Annotated in this window: 11 protein-coding genes, 1 tRNA gene and 1 pseudogene; 7 read left to right on the plus strand and 6 right to left on the minus strand. The window is 70.4% G+C overall.

Annotated elements, in window-relative coordinates:
- Positions 1-44: 44 nt before the first annotated feature.
- Positions 45-5,315, minus strand: a complete 5,271-nt coding sequence (locus ABT014_RS02080) for a DEAD/DEAH box helicase (RefSeq protein ID WP_350635823.1) — start codon at positions 5,313-5,315, stop codon at positions 45-47.
- A gap of 222 nt (positions 5,316-5,537) precedes the next feature.
- Here ABT014_RS02080 and ABT014_RS02085 point away from each other — a divergent pair, with 222 nt between their 5' ends.
- Positions 5,538-6,551: a serine/threonine-protein kinase gene (locus tag ABT014_RS02085; RefSeq protein WP_350635826.1), complete on the plus strand. Its 1,014-nt coding sequence runs from the start codon at positions 5,538-5,540 to the stop codon at positions 6,549-6,551.
- 179 nt (positions 6,552-6,730) lie between these two features.
- On the plus strand, positions 6,731-8,782 hold the full coding sequence (locus tag ABT014_RS02090; RefSeq protein ID WP_350635829.1) for an N-6 DNA methylase: 2,052 nt from the start codon (positions 6,731-6,733) through the stop codon (positions 8,780-8,782).
- 28 nt (positions 8,783-8,810) lie between these two features.
- Here the strand turns inward: ABT014_RS02090 and ABT014_RS02095 are convergent, their stop codons facing one another.
- Positions 8,811-10,265, minus strand: a complete 1,455-nt coding sequence (locus tag ABT014_RS02095; protein WP_350635832.1) for a serine/threonine-protein kinase — start codon at positions 10,263-10,265, stop codon at positions 8,811-8,813.
- A gap of 266 nt (positions 10,266-10,531) precedes the next feature.
- Between ABT014_RS02095 and ABT014_RS02100 the strand changes: the two genes are divergently transcribed.
- The 4 genes from ABT014_RS02100 to ABT014_RS02115 all read left to right on the plus strand — a co-directional run bounded on the left by ABT014_RS02100 (position 10,532) and on the right by ABT014_RS02115 (position 20,373).
- Positions 10,532-12,220: a PD-(D/E)XK nuclease family protein gene (locus ABT014_RS02100; protein WP_350635835.1), complete on the plus strand. Its 1,689-nt coding sequence runs from the start codon at positions 10,532-10,534 to the stop codon at positions 12,218-12,220.
- Positions 12,213-13,481 carry a pPIWI_RE_Y domain-containing protein gene (locus tag ABT014_RS02105; RefSeq protein ID WP_350635838.1) on the plus strand — a complete coding sequence of 423 codons (1,269 nt, stop codon included), beginning with the start codon at positions 12,213-12,215 and terminating at the stop codon, positions 13,479-13,481. Before ABT014_RS02100 ends, ABT014_RS02105 begins: the two co-directional genes overlap by 8 nt.
- A complete protein-coding gene (locus ABT014_RS02110) occupies positions 13,474-17,244 on the plus strand; it encodes a pPIWI_RE_Z domain-containing protein (protein WP_350635841.1) in 3,771 nt (1,256 codons plus the stop codon). The genes ABT014_RS02105 and ABT014_RS02110 overlap by 8 nt, the downstream gene beginning before the upstream one ends.
- 81 nt (positions 17,245-17,325) lie before the next feature.
- Positions 17,326-20,373 carry a pPIWI_RE module domain-containing protein gene (locus ABT014_RS02115; RefSeq protein WP_350635844.1) on the plus strand — a complete coding sequence of 1,016 codons (3,048 nt, stop codon included), beginning with the start codon at positions 17,326-17,328 and terminating at the stop codon, positions 20,371-20,373.
- A 96-nt stretch (positions 20,374-20,469) separates the two neighbouring features.
- Here the strand turns inward: ABT014_RS02115 and ABT014_RS02120 are convergent.
- Together ABT014_RS02120 and ABT014_RS34550 are read right to left on the minus strand one after the other, a co-directional pair.
- Positions 20,470-20,577: pseudogene (locus ABT014_RS02120) on the minus strand (IS5 family transposase); the annotation flags it as partial.
- 38 nt (positions 20,578-20,615) lie between these two features.
- Complete coding sequence (locus tag ABT014_RS34550; RefSeq protein ID WP_502894806.1) at positions 20,616-21,191, minus strand: transposase; 576 nt, start codon at positions 21,189-21,191, stop codon at positions 20,616-20,618.
- A 734-nt stretch (positions 21,192-21,925) separates the two neighbouring features.
- Here ABT014_RS34550 and ABT014_RS02135 point away from each other — a divergent pair.
- Positions 21,926-23,119 carry a tyrosine-type recombinase/integrase gene (locus ABT014_RS02135; RefSeq protein ID WP_350635846.1) on the plus strand — a complete coding sequence of 398 codons (1,194 nt, stop codon included), beginning with the start codon at positions 21,926-21,928 and terminating at the stop codon, positions 23,117-23,119.
- Positions 23,120-23,469: 350 nt separating this feature from the next.
- On the opposite strand, the gene ABT014_RS02140 is transcribed toward ABT014_RS02135, so the two are convergent.
- Positions 23,470-23,543, minus strand: a tRNA-Pro gene (locus tag ABT014_RS02140).
- A 172-nt stretch (positions 23,544-23,715) separates the two neighbouring features.
- Positions 23,716-24,981 (minus strand): MFS transporter, encoded by a 1,266-nt coding sequence (locus ABT014_RS02145; RefSeq protein ID WP_350635849.1) that lies wholly within the window; start codon positions 24,979-24,981, stop codon positions 23,716-23,718.
- Between the last annotated feature and the right edge of the window lie 99 nt (positions 24,982-25,080).

Here is a 25,080-nt window from a genome sequence, read left to right on the forward strand (position 1 = left end):
GCGTGGGAGGGGGCGGGCCGATGGGGTCCGCCCCCTCCCCGAGGTCAGCGGCGCGCCTCGCCAAACACCGATGGGTAGTCGGCCACGGCCTTCGACCAGTCGTCGTCGTAGCGGATGCGGATGACCTCCCAGCCGATCTCCTTCAGCCGCTCGGCGGCCTCCTCGTCGCGCAGCGTCGTCTCGGCGTGGTCGTGGTGCGGGCCGTCGACGAAGACCGCGACGGGGCCGAAGGAGGTGTCGTAGACGAAGTCCGGCTTGGACAGGGCCGCGCTCAGCCTGACCTGCTGGTGGTCGGGCAGGCGGTGGCCGTGGGTCCTGAGGTAGGCGACGAACCGCTCCTCCAGGGAGGAGTCGGCGCCCTCGATGAGCGCGTCGGCCTGCTCGTCGCGGCTGCGGCCCGCGTGGCTGGAGCCGACCTCGCCGCCCGCGAAGTCCATCAGCAGCTGCTTCACCAGGTGGCGGTCGATCATCCGGTGGTGGCGCTGGTTGCCGAAGGAGAGCAGGCAGTCGTAGCAGCCCTTCTCGCACGGGTCGCCATTGCGCTTCTCGGCTCCCCGGTCGCGCCCGACCTGGTCGAAGTGCGCGATCTCCAGGGCTCGGCGGGCGGCGCGGGCGAGCGCGGCGGGCTCGGCCTGGAGGCGGCGCAGGACGCCCGCGCCGCCCTCGGCGCTCTCGATGAACAGCAGCCGCTCGCGGGGCCCGTCGTCCGGCGGCAGCTCCTCGGTGTCCAGCTCGGAGTCCTCCAGCTGGAACTCGGCCTCGATGCCCCGCTCCAGCGCGTACTGGAGGGTGATCGCGGTGTCCTTGTCGACGGGGGCCGCGAGCTTGAGGACGAGGATGTTGCGGGTGTCCTGGACGTACGGGATGACGGGGATCTTGCGCACGACCTTCTCCGCGTCGGCGAGGCCCTCGTCCTCCACCGGGGTCTCCCGGCCGGGCGCGCTCGTGCTCGGCCTGCCTGTGGAGCCGGCCAGCCACTGGCCGGTGACCGGGTCGAGCCAGAAGCCGATGTCGCCCTTGGCGACCGAGCGGCGGTAGCCCAGGTTGGTGAGCCGGACGGTGGCGCTGTCGCCGTAGACCAGTTCGGCGAGGAGGCGGCCGGCCGCGGCCTTCGCCTCGGCGCGCAGCGAACCGTCCCGGCCGTCCTCGTGCTGCTTGAAACGGTAGGAGATCTCCACCGCGTAGCCCGTGCGCTGGCGCTCCTCCTCGTCGGAGGAGATCCGGTCGCGCCGGTGGGTGAAGACGGTGTGCAGGTGCAGCAGCCCGGTACGGGGGTCGCCGTACGAGGTGCCGCAGCCCAGGCAGGTGTCCTCGCGCCGCTCCTCGGGGGACAGATAGCCGCAGCCCTGGCACACCTTGGCACTCTCGGTGGTCAGTTCGCCGCTGGTGTCCGGCGGCAGCTGCACCCGGTCCACCTTGAACCGGCTGCCCTCGTGGTAGATCAGCGCGCCCGGCCCGAACTCGCGGATCGCGATGAACCGGGACCGCTGGAGGTAGTCGCCATCGTAGCCGCGGCTGGTGCGGCCGGTGCCGGGGATGTACGCGGCGAGCGGCAGCCGGGGGAAGGAGTAGCCGGGCAGGAAGCCCTCAGAGGCGAAGTAGCGGTACGGGTAGAAGTCGGACAGCACCGTGCGCTCGCCTCCCTGCCTGTTCTCCAGAAGGGCGATCTGGTTCTCCGCCTGGGCGCGGCGGCGGACGGCCTGAGCCTGGGAGCGGCCGGTCGCCGTGCGGTTGCGGATGTTGTCGTGCTGGATCTCCCGCTCCTCCAGGGCCTTGCGGTAGAGGTTCCGCCAGCGTCCGCACTTCTCGTCGAAACGCCCGGGGGCCTTGGCGACGGTGTCCTCCAGCCACTGCTCGTGCCACCAGGACGTCTCGCGCAGGGCGTCGACGCAGCCCGCGAGGACGGTGCGGGCCCGCAGGAGGGCGCGCTGCTGGGCGGCCGGGCCGCCGATCTGCTCCCGCACCCCGGGCAGTAGCTCCAGCGAGGGGGTCTTGCCGTCGGCGTCGAGGATCTTGGTCATGGTGCGGCCGAGTTCCAGGCGGGTCTCGGCGAGCCAGATGGCGTGCACGTGCGAGGCGAGCAGGTCCTCGTTGGCCAGGTCGAGGCGGGGCGCGGCGACGGTGCCCGCGACCATCTGGTCGGAGCGGGTGAAGTAGTACTGGTCATGGCTGTTGCCGGTCGCGCAGTACGTGGTGACCAGCGCGGGCTGGCCCGAGCGGCCCGCGCGGCCCGAGCGCTGGGCGTAGTTCGCGGGGGTCGGCGGGACGTTGCGGAGGTTGACGGCGTTGAGGCTGGCGATGTCGACGCCGAGTTCCATCGTGGGCGAGCAGTACAGCAGGGGCAGCGGCAGCCCCTCGCTGAACATTTTCTCCCGTTCCTCGCGGACGTCGGGGTGGACCTGGGCGGTGTGCTCGGCGGCGTGCAGTCCGGCGAAGGTGGACGCGACCTCCTTGTAGAGCCCCTTGAAGAAGGCGTTGACGCGGGGGCCCCGGCCGGTGCGGAAGGTGCGGCGCAGCCGGTCCACCGCGCCGTGGTCGTCGTCGCGGGTGTGCCAGCGGATCACCGGGTGGTGGATCTGGTAGCCGGGGTCCTCGCCCCGACCCTGGGTGATCCGGCTCAGGACGCCTCCGTCGGCGAGGACCTCCAGCAGGTCGCGGATCACGTCCTGGGCGTCGTCGAGGGAGAGGTCGTGGCTCCAGTGCGGGAAGGTCTCCGGCTTGCGGACGTGGCGGCCGAAAGCGCCGCGGCCGGTGAGGTTCTTCTCGCTGCGGCTGCGATCAGGCCGCCCCACGCGCGGCAGGGCGACGGTCGGTGTGGGAGGCGCCGCCTCAGTGTCGGCGATCCCCCAGGCGTCGTTGAGCTTCGCCGACTCCTTGCGCAGCTCGTTGAACTTCGCCTCGGTGAAGTATGGGGTGTCCACGGCCCGCTGGCGGCGCAGCTCGTCCATGAGGACCCGGGCGAGATCGAGCCGGGAGGCGGGAGTGGCGGTGCGCAGCGGCCCTGCCGCCCGCTGCCAGCGCTCCTCGTCATCGGCGATCTGGTCGAGCCCCGCGTACTCCAGCCCAAGCAGACCGGTCTGCTCCAGGTTGGGCATGGTGACCCGCCAGCCGCGCTCCAGGTCCAGGAAGAGCCGGTACTCGACCACCTGGGCCAGCGCGTCCCGCGTCTCCTCGGCGAGCGCCTCGACTTCGGTGGGGTTGTTGGCGTACTCGTGCGGGGCCAGCCCCATGGCCTCGACGACCTCCTCGCCCAGCCGCTTCCAGCGCAGCCCCCTATCCCCCGCCTTCAGCATCGCGCGGTACAGCGCACCCCGCAGCTGGGTGACCATCACGAAGTCGTTGAAGTGACCGGACTGCAGGCTGGCGTCCTGCCGGTTGTCGACGAAGGTGAGCAACTTGCGTGCGTCTTTGCCGAGTTCCTTCTCCGGCAGGCTCTTCAGGTGGCGCACGATGGAAGCGCTGACGACAGACGTGGCTGTGGACCGGCCCTCCTGGTCGAGTGTCATCAGCTTGGCAAAATCCCGCTCTCGCACTTCCTCGTAGCTGACCCCGCACTCAAGGCAGAACAGGAACGGGGCGGGCACGTAGGCGGCGTACAGGTCGTCCCCGTCCTTGTTCACGGCCGTGCCGTCGGGCCTCACCCACACGGGCTGCGGGGCGCGCTTCTTGCGGCTCGCGGTGAGGACGGGCGTACCCTTCTTCGGGTCGAGGGTGAGCCAGCTGTCGGGGAAGCGGCGCTGGTCGATCGCGTCGGCAACACGCTCGGGCCAGGGGTTGGCGGCCGAGAGGTAGAGGTAGCCCTGCTCGTCATCCGCGTCCTCACGGGTGCGGAAGGAGACCGTGCCGTCGTCGCTCTGATCGCGAGCCACGGTGAGGTACTCCTGGCCGCACTCGCGGCAGAAGGACAGCGGCAGCAGGAGCTTCTCCGGCTCTCCGGGCACCCGCTGCTGGTAGGTGCGGGTGATGTGGCGGCTGTCCGCCGGCTCCAGGGAGACGTACGCCGAGCCACCCTTGGAAAGGAACTGGTGGAGGCGGAACGCGAACAGCGCGCGGTCGTCGGCGTCGCGGACCTGTGCGCCGGCCCGGAGGGTGGACCGGATGGCCTTGGCGCAGGCGATGTACGGCTCGTCCTCGGGCGCGTCGCGCGGGATGTCGAAGGCGTCCTCGCGTAGGACGCGCGCGGCGAGCTCCACGGTGGTGGGCTTGGCGCGCACCAGCAAGCGGGTGCCGTTCTCGTCAGTGGTCTCGGTGAGGCCGAAGGCGGTCTCGACCCAGTGGGCCAGAGGGTCGGCCTCGAGTGCGTCATACTCCAGCGGAGGGTTGTTCTCCATTACGCGGGCGGCGAGTTCGGCACGTGTGGGGGTCGTGTCGCCGGTCGCGCGGACCAGGGTCTCGCCCACCACCCGGTCTGGGGAGATCTCCGTGTCGAACAGGGTGGAGGCGACCTCGGCGACCTCACGGCGGCGGGCGGCGGGGGTGCCTTTGGTGGACATGGTGGCGGAGGTGCCGACGCACTGCAGGGCGGGCGACTCGCAGGCCTCGCGCACGCGCCGGACCAGCAGGGCGACGTCGGCGCCCTGACGGCCGCGGTAGGTGTGCAGTTCGTCCAAGACGAGGAAGCGCAGGCCCTTGGCCCGGCCGATGAGACGCTTGCGCTCCTCGGGGCGGGTGAGCAGCAGCTCCAGCATCACGTAGTTGGTGAGCAGGATGTCCGGGGGGGTGTCGAGGACCGCCTCCTTCTCGGACTGCTTCTCCTGGCCGGTGTAACGGGCGTACGTGACAGGCTCGTTGCCCTCGCCGTATCCGGCGGTGAGGAACTTCCTCAGCTCGCCCCGCTGGCTGTTAGCCAGCGCGTTCATCGGGTAGACGATGATCGCCTTGATGCTCGGGCGGTCTCCGGGCCGCTTCTCGCTCAGGATCCGGCTGACGATGGGCACGATGTAGCCGAGGCTCTTTCCGGAGCCGGTGCCGGTCGTCAGGACATACGAGTCCTTCGAGTCGGCGGCCTCGATGGCGTCGCGCTGGTGCCGGTGGAAGCGGATGGGACGGATCGTCGCACCCCGCTTGTCCTTGCCGGTGCGGAAGATCCGCTTGCACTCGGGGTGGAGGAGGCCGAGGTCGTCGGCGAGGTGATCGACGGTGCCGCCGCTCGCGAAGCTCGGATTGAGCGAGAGCCAGGGGTCGGGCCACTGGTCGCCGTCGGCAAGGGATTTGGACACCTTCTCGCCGATCCGCAGGTCGTCGATCACCACCGAACCGGACGTGTATTCCTTGTAGTCCCGGATGAGCCGGCGGTGCACCTCGAAGACGTCCACGTGATCCTCACTAGCTCCCGACCTAATCCACGCATCACCGTAGCGGGTGAGGCACACGGGACAAACCGTCCCGCCTTCACCCCATTAGAACAAGAGCATGTGAACTCAGTCAACGCATAAGCATCGCGCGGGCGACATTCGAGGCGCCACCGTGCCACACTCTCTCTGACGCCAGCCCGGGCCGGGCGCGGCGGGGCACGGAGGGGACGGGCCGCAGCGCGAATGGACACCGGAACACTGATCGCCGGCCGCTACCGGATCAAGCGCCTCATCGGCCGGGGCGGCATGGGAGTCGTCTGGCTCGCCCACGACGAGAACCTGGGCCGCGACGTGGCTTTGAAGACCATGAACGTCGATCTGGGACTCACCGTGGAGCAGCGCGCCCGCGACGCCGAAAGGTTCCGCCGGGAGGCGCAGGCCGTCGCGCGACTCGACCATGCGGGCCTCGCCACCGTCTACGACCTCGGCGAGGAGAACGGCACCCGCTTTCTCGTCATGCAGTACGTGATCGGGCCCCCGCTCGACGACCGGATCGCCGAGGAGGGCCCGCTCTCCATCGAGGAGACCGCGTCGGTCGGCGTCCAGATCGCCTCCATCCTGGGCTCGGTACACGCTCGCGAGGTCGTGCACCGCGACCTCAAGGGCAGCAACGTCGTGATCCGCACAGACGGCGTGGTCAAGGTCCTGGACTTCGGCGTCGCCGCCTTCCTCGACCCGGACACCACAGGCCTCACCACGACCGGCGAGCGCCCCGGCAGCCTGGAGTGCATGGCACCGGAACAGGTGCAGGGCAAGCCGGTCGACCCCCGTACCGATCTGTACGCGCTGGGCTGTCTGCTGTACGCGATGCTGACGGGCGAACCGGTCTTCACGCACGAGTCCGAACTGATGCTTCCCGGCATGATCCTTGAGCAGCCGCCCGTACCGCCCGGAAGGCTCCGCGCAGGCATCCCCTCCGAACTGGAGGACCTGGTGCTCCAGTTGCTGGCCAAGGACCCCGACGAGCGCCCCGCCCACGCCGGCGAGGTGTGGCGGCGTCTCGCCGTGTGGCTACCCGAGCGCCGCACCCCCGAACAGGCACTCGTCCCGTGGGCGGAAGTGGACCCGCTGCGGCCCTTCACCCACCCGATGGGGCCCGAAGCCCGGCCTGTGCGGGCATGGGCAACATCGGGGCGGAACAGCCGACCCGGGCGGACGGGGGCAACGCCAGGGCGGCACTGCCAGCCCTCGCGCTGACCTGTGCCCCTGACCGACCAGAACGCGACGTACGCCCCCAAACCCGCCATGGTGCATCTGTGAACAAAGTCAATGGTCATGTACGCTGGCCGATGCAGTTCGGAGGAAGGGTGGCTTGATCACACACCCATGACCGAGGGGAAAGTCCTCCCTCCACCAGAAATGCCCTGGGAGTGTAGATGTCCACGTCGCGCGCCGTACCGGTGACCTTGGCCGAAATCGCCCGCCTTGCGGGTGTGGGACGAGCCGCGGTGAGCAACTGGCGGCGGCGGCATCCGTCCTTCCCTGAGCGGATCGCCGGCACCGACACCAACCCTCAGTTCTCCTTGGCCGACATCGAGGGCTGGCTGCGCGACAACAAGAAGTTGAAGAAGTCCGCCGAGAGGGAATGGCTCTGGCCCGGTTTCGAGGCGCTCGGCGGGCGCGACGAGACCGGGGCCACGATCGCCGAGGTAGGACGGCTCCTCTCCGGGCGGGCGAGCGACGAAGGCGAGAAGATTCGTGCCGACACACGGGCGCTGATCGAACGGGCCGTGGATCTCGGACAGCGTGAAGGGGGCACGGAAACCTTCGCGTTTCTGCTGCGCCGTTGGCTCGACGTCCATGTGCGCCAGATCGCCACGACCCCGGAACCGCTGGCATCCCTCATGGCACAACTCGCCCTCAGGGCTGCCAACGGCGTGGTGGGCGACAGCCCGGGCAGCTCCGGCGGCACCACGGTCATGGACCCTGCTTGCGGCCCCGGGCATCTCCTCCTGGCCGCGGCCGACGCCGTGAGGGCGTCCGGCGCCGGGGCACTCACGCTGCTCGGCAGTGACCGGGACGCCGTCCTCGCCTCCCTGGCGGACTCCCGCATGGCGCTCGCCGAGAACGAGGGCCACGGGGAGAAGGAGTGGGCGCAGGTCTCCGTGCGGGCTGCGGACTCCCTACGCGACGACCCGTTCTCCGGCACCTCCGCCGACATCGTCCTGTGCAACCCGCCCTTCAATGAACGGGACTGGGGGTACGAGGAGTTGGCCACCGACGCTCGCTGGAGCCACGGCCTTCCCCCGCGCACCGAGCCCGAACTCGCTTGGGTCCAGCACTGCCTGGCTCAGCTGCGGCCCGGCGGCACCGCAGTACTGCTGCTGCCGCCCGCCGTCGCGGCCAGGAAGGCCGGCCGCCGCATCCGCGGCTCGCTGCTACGCACCGGGCAACTGCGAGCCGTCGTCGCGTTGCCGCCGGGTTGCGCCGCACCGCACAGCGTCTCCCTGCACCTGTGGGTGCTGCGGATGCCCGCCTACGGGGAAGGCACACCGGTGGGCGATCGGCTTCTCGTCGCCGACGCCGCCTCGCGCTTCCCCCGGGACCCGGAGGAGAAATGGACCCCCGACTGGGCGGCGATCAGCGCTTTCGTGCGCGAGGCCGTCGAAGAGGCCGACTCCCTGCAGGTCCCTGCCTACGTGCGACAGGTGCCCGTCATCGAACTCCTCAACGACGAGGTCGACCTCACCCCTGGACGCCACATCGCCCCGTCGCCGGCGGACACGGCACCTCGGCTGGCCGAATCCTGGCGGGAGTTCACCGGGCTCACCGCGCACGTGAACAAGTTGGCCAGGCTGCTCGCGGCGCTCGACCTCGCCACGGCCGAGGCGGACACACCGACGGCAACCACAGTCGCCGAGCTCGCCCGGGCCGGGGCGCTCACCCTGCGCGCCGGCCAGCAGCCGCCGGAGGAATCGATCCACGCCGGCCCGCCGTCCGACGACGGCATCCCCCTCCTCACCGTCCCCGATCTTCTGGTGGACGGCGAACCCCGCAGCTGGCTCGCTCCCAGCACCGCGGCGGCCGGCGAGGCCGTCATCGCCGAACCTGGGGACATCGTGGTGGTGGGCGTCGCCCGTGCCTTCTCCGCCTGGGTCCACGAAGGGCCGCCGACCGCCCTCGGCCCACAACTGCATGCCGTGCGAGTACAGCCCGAACAGCTCGACGCCTGGTTCCTCGCCGGTTCATTGCGGGCCCCCGCCAACGCCCGGCAGGCCGGCACCCACACCACGAACTCCTCCCGAATCGACGTCCGCCGTCTCCAGATCCGCCAGGTTCCCCTCAGAGAACAGCGGCGCTACGGAGAGGGGTTCCGCGAACTCACCGCCTTCGAACGGCTGTTGCGCCGCGCAGTCGACCTCGGCAGCAGCCTTGTCCGCGACCTCGGCGACGAACTGGCGGCCGGACGCCTGGCCAACCAGGCGTAGCACATCGGCTCGCCCGCAACGGCTGGCGTCACACCTCCCCGCGTCTTGGCTCGGCCAGGCGGGCCGTGAGCTGGGCGTCGACGGCGTGGCGTACGGCCTCGACACGAGCCCCAAGTTCCAGTGGCAGTCCGGCGGCGGTGCGGCCCGCCGCGTCAACCGCCGCGATGGCCGCCTCCAGTTCCCCGAACGTGAGCCGGCACTCGGCCGTGCGCAGCCGGATCAGCGCGCGATCGGCCCGCTCGGCCGGGCCATCCCCGTGAATGAGATCGTTGTCGACGGCTTGGTAGAGGCGGGCCGCAGCGCCGAAGTTGCCGGAGAGGCGGAACCCGTCCGCAGCCGCCTGCCACACGCGACGCACCAGAGGGCGCTTCTCACCCCACTCCTCGCGGACCCGTTCTGTCAGACCGTGCAGCCGGTCGATCGCGTCGCCCGGCTCACCGGTCGCGATCTCCGATTCGGCCTGCACGCAGAGCTGTTCCACCGCGCGGGCGTCCAGCCACTCATCGGCCGGTGCGGACGCGAGAGGCAGCGTGAGAGCGGCGGGGCGCGGACCAACAGCCCGGTCCTGCGGCCGGCGCTTGGGGGCGGTCGGGTCGGGGTGGGTGCGGGGCCGGGGCTCGGGATCGCCGACCCCCGGGGCGAACAGGTCGAGGACCTCCAGGACCTCGTCAACGGCCGGGCGCTGCTCGGGCTTCTTGGCGAGCATTCGCAGCACCAGATCGTCGATCGACTCCGGGATGCCCGCGGCGTACGTGCTCGGTGGCAGCGGCACCTCGTTGAGGTGCTTGTCGGTCAGGCCGGACTCCGCGCCGAGCGGGAACGGGGGCCGCCCGGTGAGGAGTTCGTAGAAGATGCAGCCGAAGCAGTAGACATCCGTGCGCGTGGTGGGCTCGCGCTCCAGGAGCTGCTCCGGCGCCAGATAACCGCGGGTGCCAAGCGTCGAACCGTGCGCCGTGTAACGGGTGGCGTCGGCGTGCAGCGGCTTGGCGATGCCGAAGTCGATGAGGATGACCCACCCCTCTTCATCGATCATGATGTTCGCGGGCTTGAGGTCCCGGTGTACGACCGGGAGCGTATGTGCGCAGGCCAACGCCCCTGCCACCTGGATGGCGACGGCAACCGCCGTGGCCAGGGGCAGGGGGCTGTGCTCGTCAAGGAAGGTCCGCAGACTCACTCCGGTCACCAGGCGCATGGCGATGTAGGGGACACCCCGGTGCGATCCGCTCCCGTACAGTTCGGTGATTCCCGGGTGGTCGAGCGTGCCCAGGAGGTTGGCCTCGCGTCGGAACCGGGCGTTCCTGACGGCGAGTTCGGCATCCCGCTCGTACGGGTCGAGGCAGTACAGGGCCTCGGAGTCGTGGCGCAGGAATTTCACCGCCACCTCCCGCCCCCCGGACACCTCTCGGGCCCGCCAGACCTGGGCCATCCCGCCCTTGCCCAGAGAGTCCTTCAACTCGTAGCGCCCGTCGACCAGATCACCCACGCCGGGCTTGTACGTATCCGCGTCCACCACTGTGCCCCTTCGCACCACTGCGCATCAGACCCACCAGCGTAGCGTGAAAGAATCTAGACGCGAGCCGTCCATGGACTCAGTTCACAACTTTGTGCCATGCTCAAGTGGTGCCCGGACGTCCTCGGACTCCCATCGCTCTGGGCACCCTCCTGCCCATACCGCCTGCCACGGAGGTCACCATGCGAAATCCACCCGGCGTCGCCGGCCACGACTGGTTGATCAGGGCGAGCCCCCGGATGGCCCGGCCCGACGACGCGGCCTGTCCCACCCACCGACGCACCGCCATGCGGCCCCTGCTCGCCGCCGACCCGGCCGTGCCGTTCCGGCGGCCACCCCGCGAGGAGTTCGGGTTCGGCCCGCTCTTCACCGCTCTCGACCTGGTGGAACACGACGGATGGCCCGTGGAGCGGGTACGCGAGGAACTCCGGGGCACCCGCGGTCCCTTCCAAGGATGGGGCGCCCCGGTCCACCCCGCCCACCTGGCCTGGACCGCCCACGCCCTGGAGCGCTACGTGGCCGCCCGTACCCGCGAACAGGCAGCCGCCGTCGAGGCCGGGCTGCCTGAGACCAAGCCGGTGAAGCAGCCATGGACGTGGCGCACTCCCCGCACGGACGCTCCCGACGCCCGTGGCGCCCGGCAGTACGAGCACACACTCTGGGGCCGCATGTACGCCTCCTCCGACGGAAGGGTGCGCGACCTGTGGCTGCCTTCCATGGGCCGGGCCAAGACCGGCCGCCCCGACGCGGAACTCGGGGCCGTGGCGCAGGTGATGGCCTTCGGCGCGCCCACGCCTCGCCGCAAACAACGCGCCCAGCCCCCGCCCACCGCGACCGAGAGCACCTGCCCGCCCGAATTGGTCCGTGTCTTCGACGTCGGGTGCGCCGACGGGTCCGTGGAGGAGCTGCTCTCCGAAGGCCCCGGCGAGGCGAGACAGCGGTTCAGGACCGACGCTGCGCCTGCCTTCGTCACGGCTGCCACCGAACCCGGCGTGCGGCCCGGGGAGAGCTGTGTCGGCTGCAAGGCCATCGCCGGCTGCACGGATCTGAAGCGCACCCCGCAGCTGTGGGGCGGGCGCCCTCCGGCTCTCGCACGCGAACGCCGCTCCGTCTCCGTCTGGGACCTGCGGCTGCACGCCGAGTGCCCCGCCCAGTACCACCTGGTGCGACGACTGCACCTCAACGACCTCTCGGCCGAGGACCGGGGGGCACGGCGCGGCAGAGCCGTCGACACCTGGCTCGACGCAGAGCACGCCGAACGCCCGGTGCGTGGCTGCCGGGACCGCGAGATCCCCGAGCCGACGGCGGTGCGGGCCAGGGCCGGACTCGACGACACCTCCGCACGCGAGGCTGCCGGGATGCTCGCGGAACATCGGCTGCTGTGCCCCCTCAACGGACTTGACGCCGACGAGCAGGTGCTCGTACAGCATCGGGTCACGGCCTACGTGCCAGAACTCGACATAGTCGTCCTCGCCGTACCCGATCTGGTGTACACCCACCGCGGCCGGTGGATCTGGCGCGAGACCAAGACGTCGGCCCGCCCGCTGTGGGAACGCGATTCCCTGCTCCGCACCTATCCCCAACTCGCCCTCGGTGTCCTGCTGTTCCACGCGGGCGCGCTCGGCGACGACCCGCGCCGCACCTGGGTCGAACTGGAGCATCTGCGTGAGGTCCGCGGGGAGAGTCGACTCGAACCCATCGACCCCGGCCGCGCCGAGATCGTCGACGAAGCCCGGGCCGTCATCGCCGAACTCGCACAGCCACTCCTGGACGACACCACCTACGAACCGAGGACCGGACGCCACTGCCACGGTTGTCAGGCCCGGACGTGGTGTCGGCCCGGCATCGCCTACGTCATTGACCATCCGCGCCCGTCGAGCCCCGACACGCAGACCTCGCCGCGAGGGGACACCCCGCCCCATGCCTGACCAACAACTGGTACCGGACTGGCTGTCCAACCCCGATGTCGTCCTCCTGCGGGACGTGGCCACCGCCGTTCTGCACCTGGCGGCCGTCGACCGTCTTGACTCCTTCACTCTGCCCTACCCGGCCGGCGCGCAGCGGGCCCTGGATGCCCTAGTGCTTCAGTGCCTGCGTAGCGGTGCCAAGCCCCCGGCCGGTGTGCCCGAGATGATGCGCTGGGCCCGCGTCCGTCCCTTGGGCAGCTGGCCCCTCGACCGGCTGCCCGCGGACCTGTTCGACACCGCAGACCGAATGATCGACAAGGATTCCGGAGAGCCCACGCAGCTCTGCCACGAGCTCGCCGTGCGGGGATATGGGGACAGCACCGGACGGCAGTACGACCGCCTGGTGATCCATGAGGCCCTCCGCGCCTGCCGGGCCGTGTCGTCACCCGAGTCGTACACGGCCTTCCGTCGCCTCCTGGTGAATCGGCCCGTCCTCACCGAAGCGGATTGGGCCGAGGTGAGCACTGACCTCTTCCTCGATCCCGTGCGCTTCCTCATCGAGGAGATCTACGCCCCCGTCCCCCTCGGGTTCCGCCGGGACGGCGCGTACCTGTGCTGTCACCGCTGCCTGACCCTGCTCCATCCGGTGTCCGACACCGAGTGGTGGTGCGAGCGCGACCAGTGTCGGCACCAAGGTCCCCCGCCGCACGGCCGGGAACTCGTCGCGTCGGAGGTGGGCGAACTGCGTCAACTGCGGAAGCCTCTGAGGCAGTTCGTCACCGGGCCCGGACGCGCCGAGGTCTCCCTGGAGGACGAGCTGCGCGCCTTAGGCCTCACCGTCGAGATGTGGCCCGGCTTCGACGCGTACGACCTTCGCATCACCTTCCCCGACGGTCACCTGTGGGCCGTCGACGTCAAGGACTGGGCACACCCCGCCTTCCTCGGACGCGCGGCTACGGCCGTCCGCCCCGAGCCCCCGTATGACGAAGCCTGTTGGGTGGTGCCCGCATTCCGGGTGCGTGCCCGTCGCGACTACCTGGCCATGTATGCCAGGGAGCGGGGCCCGGGGGCGTGCGGTCTAAGGCTGCTGACGGACGACCAGCTGAAACGGACCGCGCGGCTGCGGCTGTCCGGCGAACGCGGGCCGGACGCGTCCATCGCGCCCCTGCACACCGTGCCTCCGGCGAGGGAGCACGACGGGGCCCGCACGGCGTCGTCCCGGTCCGAAAGTCAGACGGCGGCGACCGACGGCGCCGGGAAGAAGGGAACAGACCATGCGTGACCGCAGCAGCTGGTACCAACCGGTCGTCGCCGCACTGAGGCCTTGGCCCGAAGAACACGCCGGGACCCGGCCTGCTCTGCTCTGCCAGGTCGAGCTCGCTCTGCGGCTGATGGAGACCGTGGCGCCCGGTCACGCTGCCGACGGGGCGTGGACGCTCCTCGGCGGCTACGGTCTCGCCTTCGCGCGGGCCTCGAAGCTCCCCACTGGCACCACCGAACAGGTCGCACTGGCCGCGGCCCGGCACCTGCTCTGGCCGATGCGCCGCGGCCGGATGTGGCAGCAGAGCCTGGACGCCTACCTGGAACTGCCGGAACGGCTGCGTGCGTACCGCGTTCCGGCGGCCGGGGAGCCCGCCCATCGGGTCCCCCTCAAGGTGGCGGCCGACCGCTTCACCACCTACGACGACGCGCTCGCGAACCTCCCCGACTTCGCCACGAAGGTGCTTCCCCCGGCGGAGGCGGGCGAACACCGCTTCATGGACCGCCGCCACCGGCGCACTTCCGTCACGGTCCCCGCCGATCTCGTGCGGGATCCCTTCCCCGGCCACCCCCTCACCGCCGAACGCCCGGCCACCGCAGGACCCCTCGACGTGCCACTCGACGAACTGGCGGACCTCGCACGGTGGATGGACGCGGAGGAGCAGCGGCGGGGGCTCAAGGCGGGGAACTGGGAGCAGCGTCTCGCCCAGCTCGACCTCGACACCCGTACCCCGGACGGGACAGCCTTCGAAGCCGCGTCCGCGCTACCGCTCGATCGGCTCACCCACCTCGTCGGTATGGTCGGCGCCGGCAAGTCGACCTTGATGACACTGCTCGCCGTCTGGGCGTACCACAACGGCCTGCGCATCACTCTCGTCGTCGGCGATGTGGCCGAACAGCTGACACTGACCGAGCTGTTCCGCACGCTCGGCCTGAGCGCCGCCCTGGTGCAGGGGGGCACCACGCGGCCCCAGCACACCCAGCGGCTGCACCGCAGACTCGCCGCACGGGGAGAACACTCCCTGCTGGCTCACACTGAACCCGTCTTCGCCCACCTCAGCACCGCCTGCCCGCTGGACGCCCTGCGCGCACTCGACACATCCGAGCCGCTGCGCTACACCGACGCGCCGTGCGGTGCCCTTCGCCCCGCTCGGCGCCAGGAGACCGCCGAGGAGCCCGCGGCCGAGCGGGCGGTACGCGAGCTCGAACGAGCCCGAGGCGCCGTCGACAGGGAGGGCGCCACGGACAACACCGAGGCCGACGAAGAGGACCTGGGCATCCCGCACGCCTGCCCACTGTGGAGCGTCTGCCCCCGACACTCCGCCGCGCGTGACCTCGTGGACGCGCTGATCTGGGTGGCCAACCCGGCCAGTCTCGTCCAGACCGCGGTTCCGCGTCAGCTCAACGCCGAGCGCCTGCGCTATCTGGAGCTGGCCTGCCTGCGCAGCGACATCGTCGTCGTCGACGAGGCCGACCGTGTACAGATGCAGCTCGACCAGATGTTCGCCCCGTCGGCCACCCTCGTCACCACCGGTGTCTCCGACTCCTGGCTCGACCAGCTGCAGACCCACGAAATCGCCGAACTCGCCCGGCAGGGACGGCTGCAGCTCTCCAACCAGGACGTGGAACGGTGGTCCGCCGCCCTGGACGTCGTTGGTTCCGCCGCGGACCGGCTGTACGCCATGCTCATCGACGACGGAGCGATGCGGGACTGGGCGCAGATCGACTACTTCAGCGCGTGGACGCTCCAGGAGAAGCTGCTGCACGCCTGGTACCCGCTGACGCGAGGCCAGACCGCCGGACGACCGGACAGCACGAGCGAAGGGGACGTCGAGGACGAGAGCGCACTCTACGAGGATGAGGAAGGGCTCGGGGCCGATGGCGACTCCCCTGTCCCCGACGCTCCCTGGGCGCAGCGACGCACGGAGATCACCGGGTTCTTCGACACGTTCCGCGACGATCCGCTCGGCGGACGCGGCCCCTATGGAACCCCCACCGACGAGCTCACCGCCCTCGCCCACGACGTCCTGCACACCCTCGACGAGAAACAGACACGGCACCGTGTCCGCGCGCTCCTCGACTCCTTCCTCGTCGGAGCGCCGAGCCCGGAACAGCGCCCCGTGCCCGCCGCCGAGCGAGGCAAGAAGCCCGCCCCCGAGGACGTACCACTCACCGCGGAGTGGCGGGAACTCAACGCACGGCGTCTGGAATTCACTCTCGTCCTCGCCGCCCTGCACCAACGCCTGGACCGGGTGACGTTCTTGTGGCCCCAGGTGGAGGCAGCGCTACGGCTGGACTCCACGGCCCACGAACTGACCCGCCGCCCGCCCCTCGACTACGCGCCACTTCTGCCCGAAGCGCCCATGGGCAACGTCCTGGGCTTCCAGTACCTGGTGGACGAACGGGCCGCCGCCCGCGACAAGGACGGGCACCGCACCGGCACCCTGCGCTTCTTCCGTTGCGCGGGCGTGGGCCGGGAACTGCTCCTGGGTCTTCCCCAGCTCGGCGCCGACCCAAGCCTCGGCAAGGCAGGCCCACACGTGCTGCTGATGTCGGGCACCAGTTGGGCCGGCACCTCTACCCGGGCCCATGTCCTCGCCCCCGTCCGTGCCGTACTGAAACCGCAGCGCAAGGCTCTCGCCGCCATCCGGGAGACCGTGTTCCGCACCGAGTTCCTCTACGACGCCGCAGGACAGCCGATCAGGCTCTCCGGCCAGGACCCCGACCAACGCGAGGACGTCCTGCGCCTGATGATCGACCGGCTCGCCCGATCCCGGAGCGACGGCAACTCCTCCCCTCTCCAGAGCGAACTCGCCCGAATCCCCGACCAGCGCCGCAAACGTGCCCTGCTCCTGGTGGGCAGCTACTCGGAAGCCAGAGTGGCCGCCACAGCCCTGAACGAGATCCCGCGCTGGCGTGGCCGCGTACGCGTCCTGGCCGCCGACGACGCCGAACTGGAGGCCGCCGTCGACGGGACTGCGTCGGCACGAAGCCAGGCGCCGGCCACGAAATCGGGTGCAGGAGCGGTCCGGCGCGGGGACCTCGCGTCCTTCGCCGACGACCCGGACGCCGAACTGCTCGTGGCGCCCCTCCTCGCCGTGGAACGAGGACACAACATCCTCACCGCCCCCCAACGGCCCGGCGAGGAGAAGGTGGCGGCGTTCGGAACGGTGTTCTTCCTTGTCCGCCCGCACCCCCGCCCCGACGACCTCTCCCTGGCGGTCTTCGCCATCAACGACTGGGCGACGCGGTTCGTACGCGGTCAACTGAAGCTGCCGGGCGAAGGGACGTTCAGCGACATGGTCACCCAGGCCGGGGACCTGAACGCGGCAGGCAGTGCTTTCAGGACCACCGCGCGCGGCGTGTGGCGGCACGTACTGTCACGGCCCTACATCTACTCCTCGCTCTCCGATGACGAGAAGAAGTCCTTCGTCTGGGACCAGCTCGTCACCATCTGGCAGGTCATCGGGCGCCTCGTCCGCGGTGGCGTACCCGCCCGCGTCGTGTTCGTCGACGCGGCCTTCGCACCGCGACTTGCCGAGGCACAGGCACCCTTCACCGGCCAGAACCGGCGCCCACGCCGCGCAGGCGACCCCGGGCTGCTGGTCAGGCTACGGGACGTTCTGGCGCCGTACTTCGCGCACACCGACACGGACACTGGCACCGTCGGGTACGGCGCGCGCACCGATCCCGCCGACGCCGCACTCGTGAAGCTGCTCTACCGCCCGCTGTACGAAGCACTGTGCGCCATGGGGACATCACCCGGCCCACGATCGGTCGACTGAAGCACGCCAACCACCGCCCTGGGCAGCACTGTTAGCGGGCAACCGCACCCGCCACGTACGGACATCGCAGGGAGAACCTACGTGTACAAGAACATCCGCCGATCCGCGTACCACCTGGCCGAGGAGGGCACCCCCTGGACCGAGGACTTCCACGCACTCCCTTTCCCCGAACACTGGGACGCCGGACTCCTCGAACTGCACAACCACGGGCGGGACGAGGAGAAGCGGCAGCCGACGCTGCCCACCCGCCGACTCGACGGTGTGCTCCAGACCCTCGCCCCCGACGTGATCGTCCGCCCCCGGCCGCGGATCCCCGTGGAACCGGGGCCGCAGGCCGCCGAGGACTTCTGGATGTATGTACCGGCCTCGGCACCCGACCCCCTCCCGGGCCGTTCCATGCAGCAACTCCTCGACGCCTGGCTGCGTACCCTCGGCCCCAAGGGCTCCGCACAGGATCCCAGGTTCCGCTCGGTGCTGCTCGCGAGCAGCACCGAGCTGAAGCAGAACCTGCCCAAGTGGCAGCCCGCCAGAGGCGTCGAACTCCTCACCACCCCGACCACCCGGGGCGGCACTGCCGCCCCGGAACCGCGCCAGTTCCAACTCGCCACCGACGCCCTGGCACGCCGCATCCTGACCCTCGACCCCTTCCCGTTCGAGGGCGGGGAGCTGCGGTTCCGGGCGCTGCCCCGCGGACCTCGCGACCAAGGCGCGGAACTCATGTCGCAGCCCCTGTGTCGGACCGTCAAACGCAAGGAATGGTGGTTCTCCGTCCTCCTGAACATCTCCCTGCACACCACGCCGTTTGACCCCAGGCCGCGTCTCCACCTGCACTGGGGTGTACGCCGCTGGGCGACCCACCCTCGGACCACCACCAAACGCCTTAACCTGCCCTACCGGGAGGCCACTACGGTCTACCTGCGACCCACCATCCCCTGGCTGCCCGGCGCACCGGCCACCGAACGCTACGCACTGGCACGCCTGCGCCGCGACCGGGCCGCCGACACCTTCGTCTGGTCGGAGAACGACACCGCCGGCATCCTGCGCGGGCTCAGCCTCGCCGGCAACTTCCCCGACCCCGAACAGCTCCTCACCGAACCGGTCTCCTGGATCGGCGAGGGCCGCGGCGTCCGCGCCACCGTGGTGCACAGCACCAGAATGGGCAAGCACGAGATCGGCACCGGCTTCATGCCCAACCAGCGGGCCCAGCTCACCGAATGGGCCGAGCAGGCCCTCCCTGAAACACTGGCCCGGGTACCCGACCTCATGCGCGGACGCAGCAAGGGCATCGGCGCGCCGGAGAACCGGCGGCCCAAGCCCAGGACCGACGAAGCCAAGAAGACCGAGCTGGTGCGCGAGACCCGGGCACGGCGCGTGACACTAGCGGCACAGGCCCGGATCGCCTCCCACGGCCGGGAACAGGCTGACCCGCCCGTGGTGGAGGCCCGGCTGCTGTGGCAGTCGCCCGAGGTACGCCGCGAGGCAGTGGAACAGTTCGCCAAGGCCCTGGGCCTTGACGGCGACGGCGGCGCCAGTGCCGCCCACGTCACGGACCGAGACTTCGACGAGGCCACGCCCGGAGCACCGGTCGTCCTGGAGTGGCGGACGGCGGAGGTCACACTCCGGCTGCGCTGCCTGCCCCTCGCCGACGGACTGGGCGACCGGCTCGTGCCCGACCCGGCGGTCAAGGGCAAAGGCGCGGCACTCGCGGCGGCCGTCGCTGAACGGCGCCGCGCCCTACGCTCCTGGCTCCGCGCGGACGGCGCGGACCCCTCCCGCCCCGAACTCGCCCTCGTGGAAGTCGCACACCGCAGTACATTTCGCCCGGCGTCGACGGACCCCAAGTTCGCCATCCGCCTCGGGTGCGCCGACGCAGGCCTGCTGACTCAGTTCGTCGTCACCCCGTCCACCGATCGGCAGATCGACAACGCGGAAAGCCTCGACCACCGCACGTACAGCTCGTGGCTCGACGGACTGCGCCAGCTCGGTGTCCGCGTCCTGCCCCAGCACACCCTGGATGACGATCTTCCGGACTCGCTGCAATACGCGGCGGTGTGGATGGTGAAACGTCGCAAGGACGGCCCGACCCGGTTGCCCAAGCACCTGCCTGTGGCCGTCCTCGTCACCCCGCTCCGGGCCGGGGAAGGCCTTGCAGCCGTAAGCGGCTGGGATGACACCGCAGGGGAATGGGTGCCCTACCCTCAGTTCCTCCTCGGTCTGGTGAAACAGGCGGAGATCGGCCCCGAAGCGTTCACGGAACCTGAGACTTCAGACGATGACGCACGCCCCGATGCCCCTCGGGTCACCGGCAAGCAGTGGCGCAGCAACCTCGCCCAACAACGCAGGGAGACCGCCGCATTCCTCCAACGCGTGCTGCACTCCCTCCGAGGGCAACCCACCGCACTGATCACCCATGCTCAGAACAGCCGACTGCACTGGCCATGGCTCCAGGACGGCCAGACCGAACGTGACCTGATCAAGCCCGGCCACGCCCCGGCAGGCCGACTGGACGACGAACTCCGCCTCGTACGCGTGCGCGGGTGCGGCGGTCGCGAGAGCGCCCAATGGTGGGGCCTGGCCGACCCGGGCAAGCCCCACGGACAGCCGGCCGGCTTCTGGGCACAGAACCCCCAGCAGCGGTACGGGAACGGGGCTTCGTCGCGCGAGCGGGTTTTCTACAGCACCACCGAACGCCCCGGAACCCATGCGATCTCCCCCGCACTCGACCGCCTCGCCACCCGGGTCAACGCGGCAGGCAACCTCACCTCGCAGGCGGGCACCAGCGCCTGGAACCCGACCCTGGTGGAGATCGCGGTACTGGGCTGCCACGAGGACGACGACGCCGCGGCCCCCGTACTGGAAAAGTCCGACGACCCCGAGGCCCTGGCCCTCGCCATGCACCAGCTCCGCCAGGCCCCGGATTACGCCGCCGCCCTGTCTCTCCCCCTCCCCCTCCACCTCGCGGGGCTGGCCCAGGCATATGTCCTCCCGACACTCGCCGACGGCGACCAGACTTTGAACGAGGAGTCGCACACACCCGTCGGAGACCAGGTCAGGGAGGACCCAGACCTCGCCGACGCGGCCGGACTATCCACGACGCCGGACGACGAGGCCGAGACGGCCCACGGCTGACGAGGGGATCGACAACTACGCAGTGCCTGACGATGGAGGACACCGGTATCCACGGGACCTGTGCTCTGACTGGGCGTTTCGCCGTGATGACGGGGTTCAGGTTCCGCACCAGGTCGGGGTGGCTTCACTGGCGAGGCGGCGGGTCATGAGGCCGATCATCGCGCCATGGATCATGGTTTCCGAGCGGGCGGGTAGGGCTTCGTAGGGGTTGACCCGAGTCCCGGTCCCGCGCAGTTCCGCGGTCACCCTGGGGCGAGCCGTAGGCGCCGCCGGAGTCGGCGTCGGCGTCGGAGTCGGCGTCGATCCGGCGGATCCGTTCGGCCAGGACCTCGTCCCGGCACCTGCGGACGGCTCTGGCATCGGCACCACTGAGCCGCTTGTAGTAGCTGGAGCGGTTGAAGTCCAGGGCCTGGCACAGCCGCTTCACCTCGTAGGCGTCCCGGTGGTCGTGGACGAGCTGGAAGCGGCTCACCAGTTCGTCTCGCCGGCGAATTACTTGGCCGCCCTGCGCAGGATGTCCCGCTCGGTGGCCAGCTTCCGCTCGTTGGCCTCGAGCTCGGCCACACGGGCCTCCAGCCGCCGGGTCCGCTGGCCGGATCGGCGGCCACGGCCGACTGTCCTGCCAACGCCGCCGCCTTCCCGCCCGACCTGGGGACGGTGGGGACGACGCCGCGGCGTTCGCGGTCCCGCAGCACCCACTCACGCAGCGTCGCCCTATTGATGCCCAGGTCAGCGGCAATGTCCTTGTGCGTCGCTCCGAGCGTGGACTCGAACAGGGCGACGGTATCGGCCCTGAACTCGTCCGAGAAGTCCTTCATCGCTATCGGCGGTGTTCTCGCTCCCTCCGGAACAAGCAGATCCAGTAACAGCCTGTCCCCCCTCAAGGCGAAGGCCCGAGCTGCGGACGCTTTCGCTGTCGCAAAGGCTGCTCGATCACAAGCACAACTGTGCAGTGCTGGGCGGCGATCGCCGATGCGCGATTGCTGGCACGAGAAGTGAAGATAGACAACCTCGCGCGACGCTGCAACGGGCGACCCATTTCAGACTGGGCAATATCGATATCGGATCGTTGACCATCGGAGTCTGCCTCGCCCACCTTTCACTCCCACGCTGGTGATGGTGGCGTCATAGCCGCCAACGACTGCTTGTTCAATGGCTCGACCAGATCGAGGTGTGGCTCCAGATGGGCTCGGGCCCGTGCGGAACGCCGGCGCCTGGCGGCGCTGTACCAACACCGACAACGCAGCGTAACGGGAATCGGCCAAGGCACGCCTTCGTAGGCGACATCAACCACCGAGGGTGACAGGGCGGAACCGCGCCGCGCTGCACGAGGCGCAGCCATCAAGTCCAGGTGCGGGTGCTCACCGGAAGTCGCAGGTCAGGCCATAAATTCCGTGTTGGTGATCGCATGGTGGTCGCAGTCGGCCATCCAGACGTGAAATCTGTAGCCTCGCGGGCTGATTGAGAAAGTCAGGACCGCAGGAGGCAGACGAAAGTGCGCAGTTCTGGGCGGCGGCGGGGCCGCGTCTACCGTCGATGTGGATGCCGCGACGTGGCTCGGCGCCAGCTCGGGGCCGGGTGCCCGCGTCTTTCCGACGACGGGCACGGCACCTGGACCTTCGCCGTCGACATACCTTCCCTCAACGGCCGCCGACGTACCGTGCGGCGCGGCGGGTTCGAGGACGAGTGGCACGCCGAGACGGCGCTGCGAGGTCTCCTCAAGGGACGTCTGTCGGGGTTCGACGCCGACCCGCACGAGACGGTGGCCGCCTATCTCACCAAGTGGCTGAAGTCGATGGAGTTCCTACTCAAGCCCACCACGTACGCCCGCTACCGCACCTATGTGCTCTGCGAGTTGATCCCCGTGTTCGGCAAGATACGTCTGGAGGAGCTCGCCCACGACCACATCGCCTCCTACGCGCACGAGCAGCTCGAGTCCGGCCGCGGCCGCCAAGCCGTCTACCACTGCCTGGCCACGCTCTCCAGTGCCCTGGGGACCGCCGTCCGCACCCACCGGCTCCCCTACAACGCAGCCCAGCCCCTGCCCATGCGTCGGCCCCGCGCCGACGAGCGCGTGCCCTGGAGCGCGGAGCAGGCCGTCACCTTCCTTGCCCACTGCCGCGACGTCAACCCCGCCTTCGCGGACCTCTTCGAGGTCATCATCGGAACCGGCCTGCGCAAGGGCGAGGCACTCGGGCTTCAACGCCAGTGCGTGCGGATCGACGACCGCGTCATGTACATCCGCCACACCCTCTCCGCCATCGACAACCACGAACTCGTCCTGACCGCACCGAAGACCAAGAAGAGCCGCAACTGGGTGCCCCTGTCGGAACGCGTCGCCGCCGCCCTCCAGCGCGCCATGGACCGCAGCACCTCCACTGACAACGACCATGTCTTCCAGGGCGCGGACGGCAAGCCCCTCCACCCGGCCGCGGTCCGCCAGCGCTTCCACGAGCTGCGCAAGCAGGCCGGCCTGCCTCACGTGACCATCCACGACCTGCGGCACCTTGCCGCGACCCTCGCCCTGGAGGGCAATGTCTCCATGGCGGTCATCTCCAAGACGCTGCGGCACTCCACGCTCTCGACCACTGCGAACATCTACAGCCACCTGACCTGGGAAGTGGCGATGGCTGCGGTCCACACCATCGAAGCCAGGCTCTGCCTCGTCGAAGCCCGCGCGCGCGGCGTTGACGTCCTCGCCCGCAGCGGCCCGGCACCGAACCCGCTCTTCAGCCACGCCGCCTGACGGCGCTACGGCCACGTCCCACGCCAGGGGTGCACAGAACACCGGGCAGCCGGTCCATAGCTGACGTCCACCCAAGCAACCGTCCACAAACGGATGCCGCGGGTCTCACAGGCATGCCCGCCCACAGAAAAATCAACGTCACTCCGACGCCGAACAGCGTCCGAACGGCCTGTCAGAGCTCCGCTCGGCTCTCCGACGAAGGACGAGCCAGCCACCCTGAGGAGCTCCCGACCAGGTAGTGCCCTCCGAGCGCGACGTGAACGGGCGTTCACGACCACACTGCGACCACCAACCACGAAGGCCGTCTCCGCCATCCGGCGGAAACGGCCTCTGACCTGCAGCGATGCAAGTCGGGACGACAGGATTTGAACCTGCGACCCCTTGACCCCCAGTCAAGTGCGCTACCAAGCTGCGCCACGTCCCGTGGTCTCGTGGCTTCCGGTCATCTCGCGATGATCTTCGGCTTCTCGACCTTGTCTCCGGTCTCCCGGCGACGTGGAAAACAATACAGCACGTGGAGGGGTGCTCGCTGCCAGGTATTCGCCGCCGCGTGGCCCCGCCCGGGGACGTCAGGACGGGCACCCCGGGCGCCCTCCTCAGGCCGTCGGCCGGCGGGCGTCGTAGCGGAGGAAGGCGGGTCGGCGGGCCGCGAGCAGGAGGACGCACAGGACGCAGGCGAGGCCGCCGGTGATCACCGAGACGGTCGGGGTGGTGAGGGCGGCGACAGTGCCGGACTCGAAGTCGCCGAGGCGGGGGCCGCCGGCGACCACGACGATGAAGACGCCTTGGAGCCGGCCACGCATCTCGTCCGGCGCCGCGACCTGCATCATCGTGTTGCGGAAGATCATGCTGACGGTGTCCGCGCACCCCGCCGCCGCCAGGAACAGCAGCCCCAGCCACAGCTCCCGCACCACCCCGAACGCCGCGATCGCCAGCCCCCACGCGCACACCGCCGCCAGCACCGCCACCCCGTGCCGCTGCACCTTCCCGATCCACCCCGAGAACAGCGCCCCGGCCAGCGCCCCGACCGCGGGGGCGGCGACCAGCAGGCCGACCGTCCCGGGCCCGCCGCCGTAGAACCCGACGGCGATGGCGGGGAAGAGCGCGCGCGGCAGGCCGAAGATCATGGCGGCCAGGTCGGCGAGGAAGCTGGTGCGCAGGTTGGGCTGCTCCCGCAGGAAGCGCAGCCCGTCCAGCACCGAGGCCCGCCGCCCGGTCGCGTCCGCGAGCGGCCGCATCGCCGGCAGCCGCCACATCGCGTACAGCGTGGCCCCGAAGGCGACGGTGTCGACCAGGTACGCGGAGCGGACCCCGTACGCGCCGATCAGGATGCCGCCGAGCATCGGGCCGACCGTCATGCCGAGGTTCATGCTGATGGTGTTGAGCGCGTTGGCGGCCGGCAGCTGCTCGCGCGGTACCAGGCGCGGGATCATCGAGGACCGGGCGGGCGAGCTCATCGCGAAGAAGCCGGACTGGACGGCGACGGCCGCGTACAGCAGCGCGACCGTCCCGGACCCGAGCAGCGCCTGGACGGCCAGCACCGCTGACACCACCGCCAGGCCGGCCGAGCCGATCAGGCCGAGCTTGCGGCGGTCGACCCGGTCGGCGACCGCGCCGCCGTACAGGCCGAAGGCGATCAGCGGGCCGAGTGAGAACAGGCCTACCAGCCCGGTGGCGAAGCTCGACCGGGTCAGGTCGTAGACCTGCACCGAGACGGCCACCGCGGTCATCTGCTGGCCGATGGAGGAGACCGACTGGCCGAGCCAGACCCGCCGGTAGTCGGGGTGGTCGCGGAGCGGACCGAGGTCGGCGAACGCACCCCGGGCCGCCCGCCCCAGCCACCCCGACCGCCCGGCAGGCACAGCCGGCGCAGCATCAGGCAGGGCCTCCCGCGGCCCACCGGGAACAGCGGCGGAAGGATCAGCGGACGGGGCCCCGGTACCGGTGGCAGGTTGATCTGT

The organism is Kitasatospora sp. NPDC094015, assembly GCF_040304075.1.
GTDB lineage: Bacteria > Actinomycetota > Actinomycetes > Streptomycetales > Streptomycetaceae > Kitasatospora.

Coding starts and splice junctions, on each gene's coding strand:
- ABT014_RS02090 (WP_350635829.1), top strand. CDS start 6,731: ATGTCCACGTCGCGCGCCGTACCGGTGACCTTGGCCGAAATCGCCCGC.
- ABT014_RS02110 (WP_350635841.1), top strand. CDS start 13,474: ATGCGTGACCGCAGCAGCTGGTACCAACCGGTCGTCGCCGCACTGAGG.
- ABT014_RS34550 (WP_502894806.1), bottom strand. CDS start 21,191: ATGAAGGACTTCTCGGACGAGTTCAGGGCCGATACCGTCGCCCTGTTC.
- ABT014_RS02100 (WP_350635835.1), top strand. CDS start 10,532: ATGGCCCGGCCCGACGACGCGGCCTGTCCCACCCACCGACGCACCGCC.
- ABT014_RS02105 (WP_350635838.1), top strand. CDS start 12,213: ATGCCTGACCAACAACTGGTACCGGACTGGCTGTCCAACCCCGATGTC.
- ABT014_RS02085 (WP_350635826.1), top strand. CDS start 5,538: ATGGACACCGGAACACTGATCGCCGGCCGCTACCGGATCAAGCGCCTC.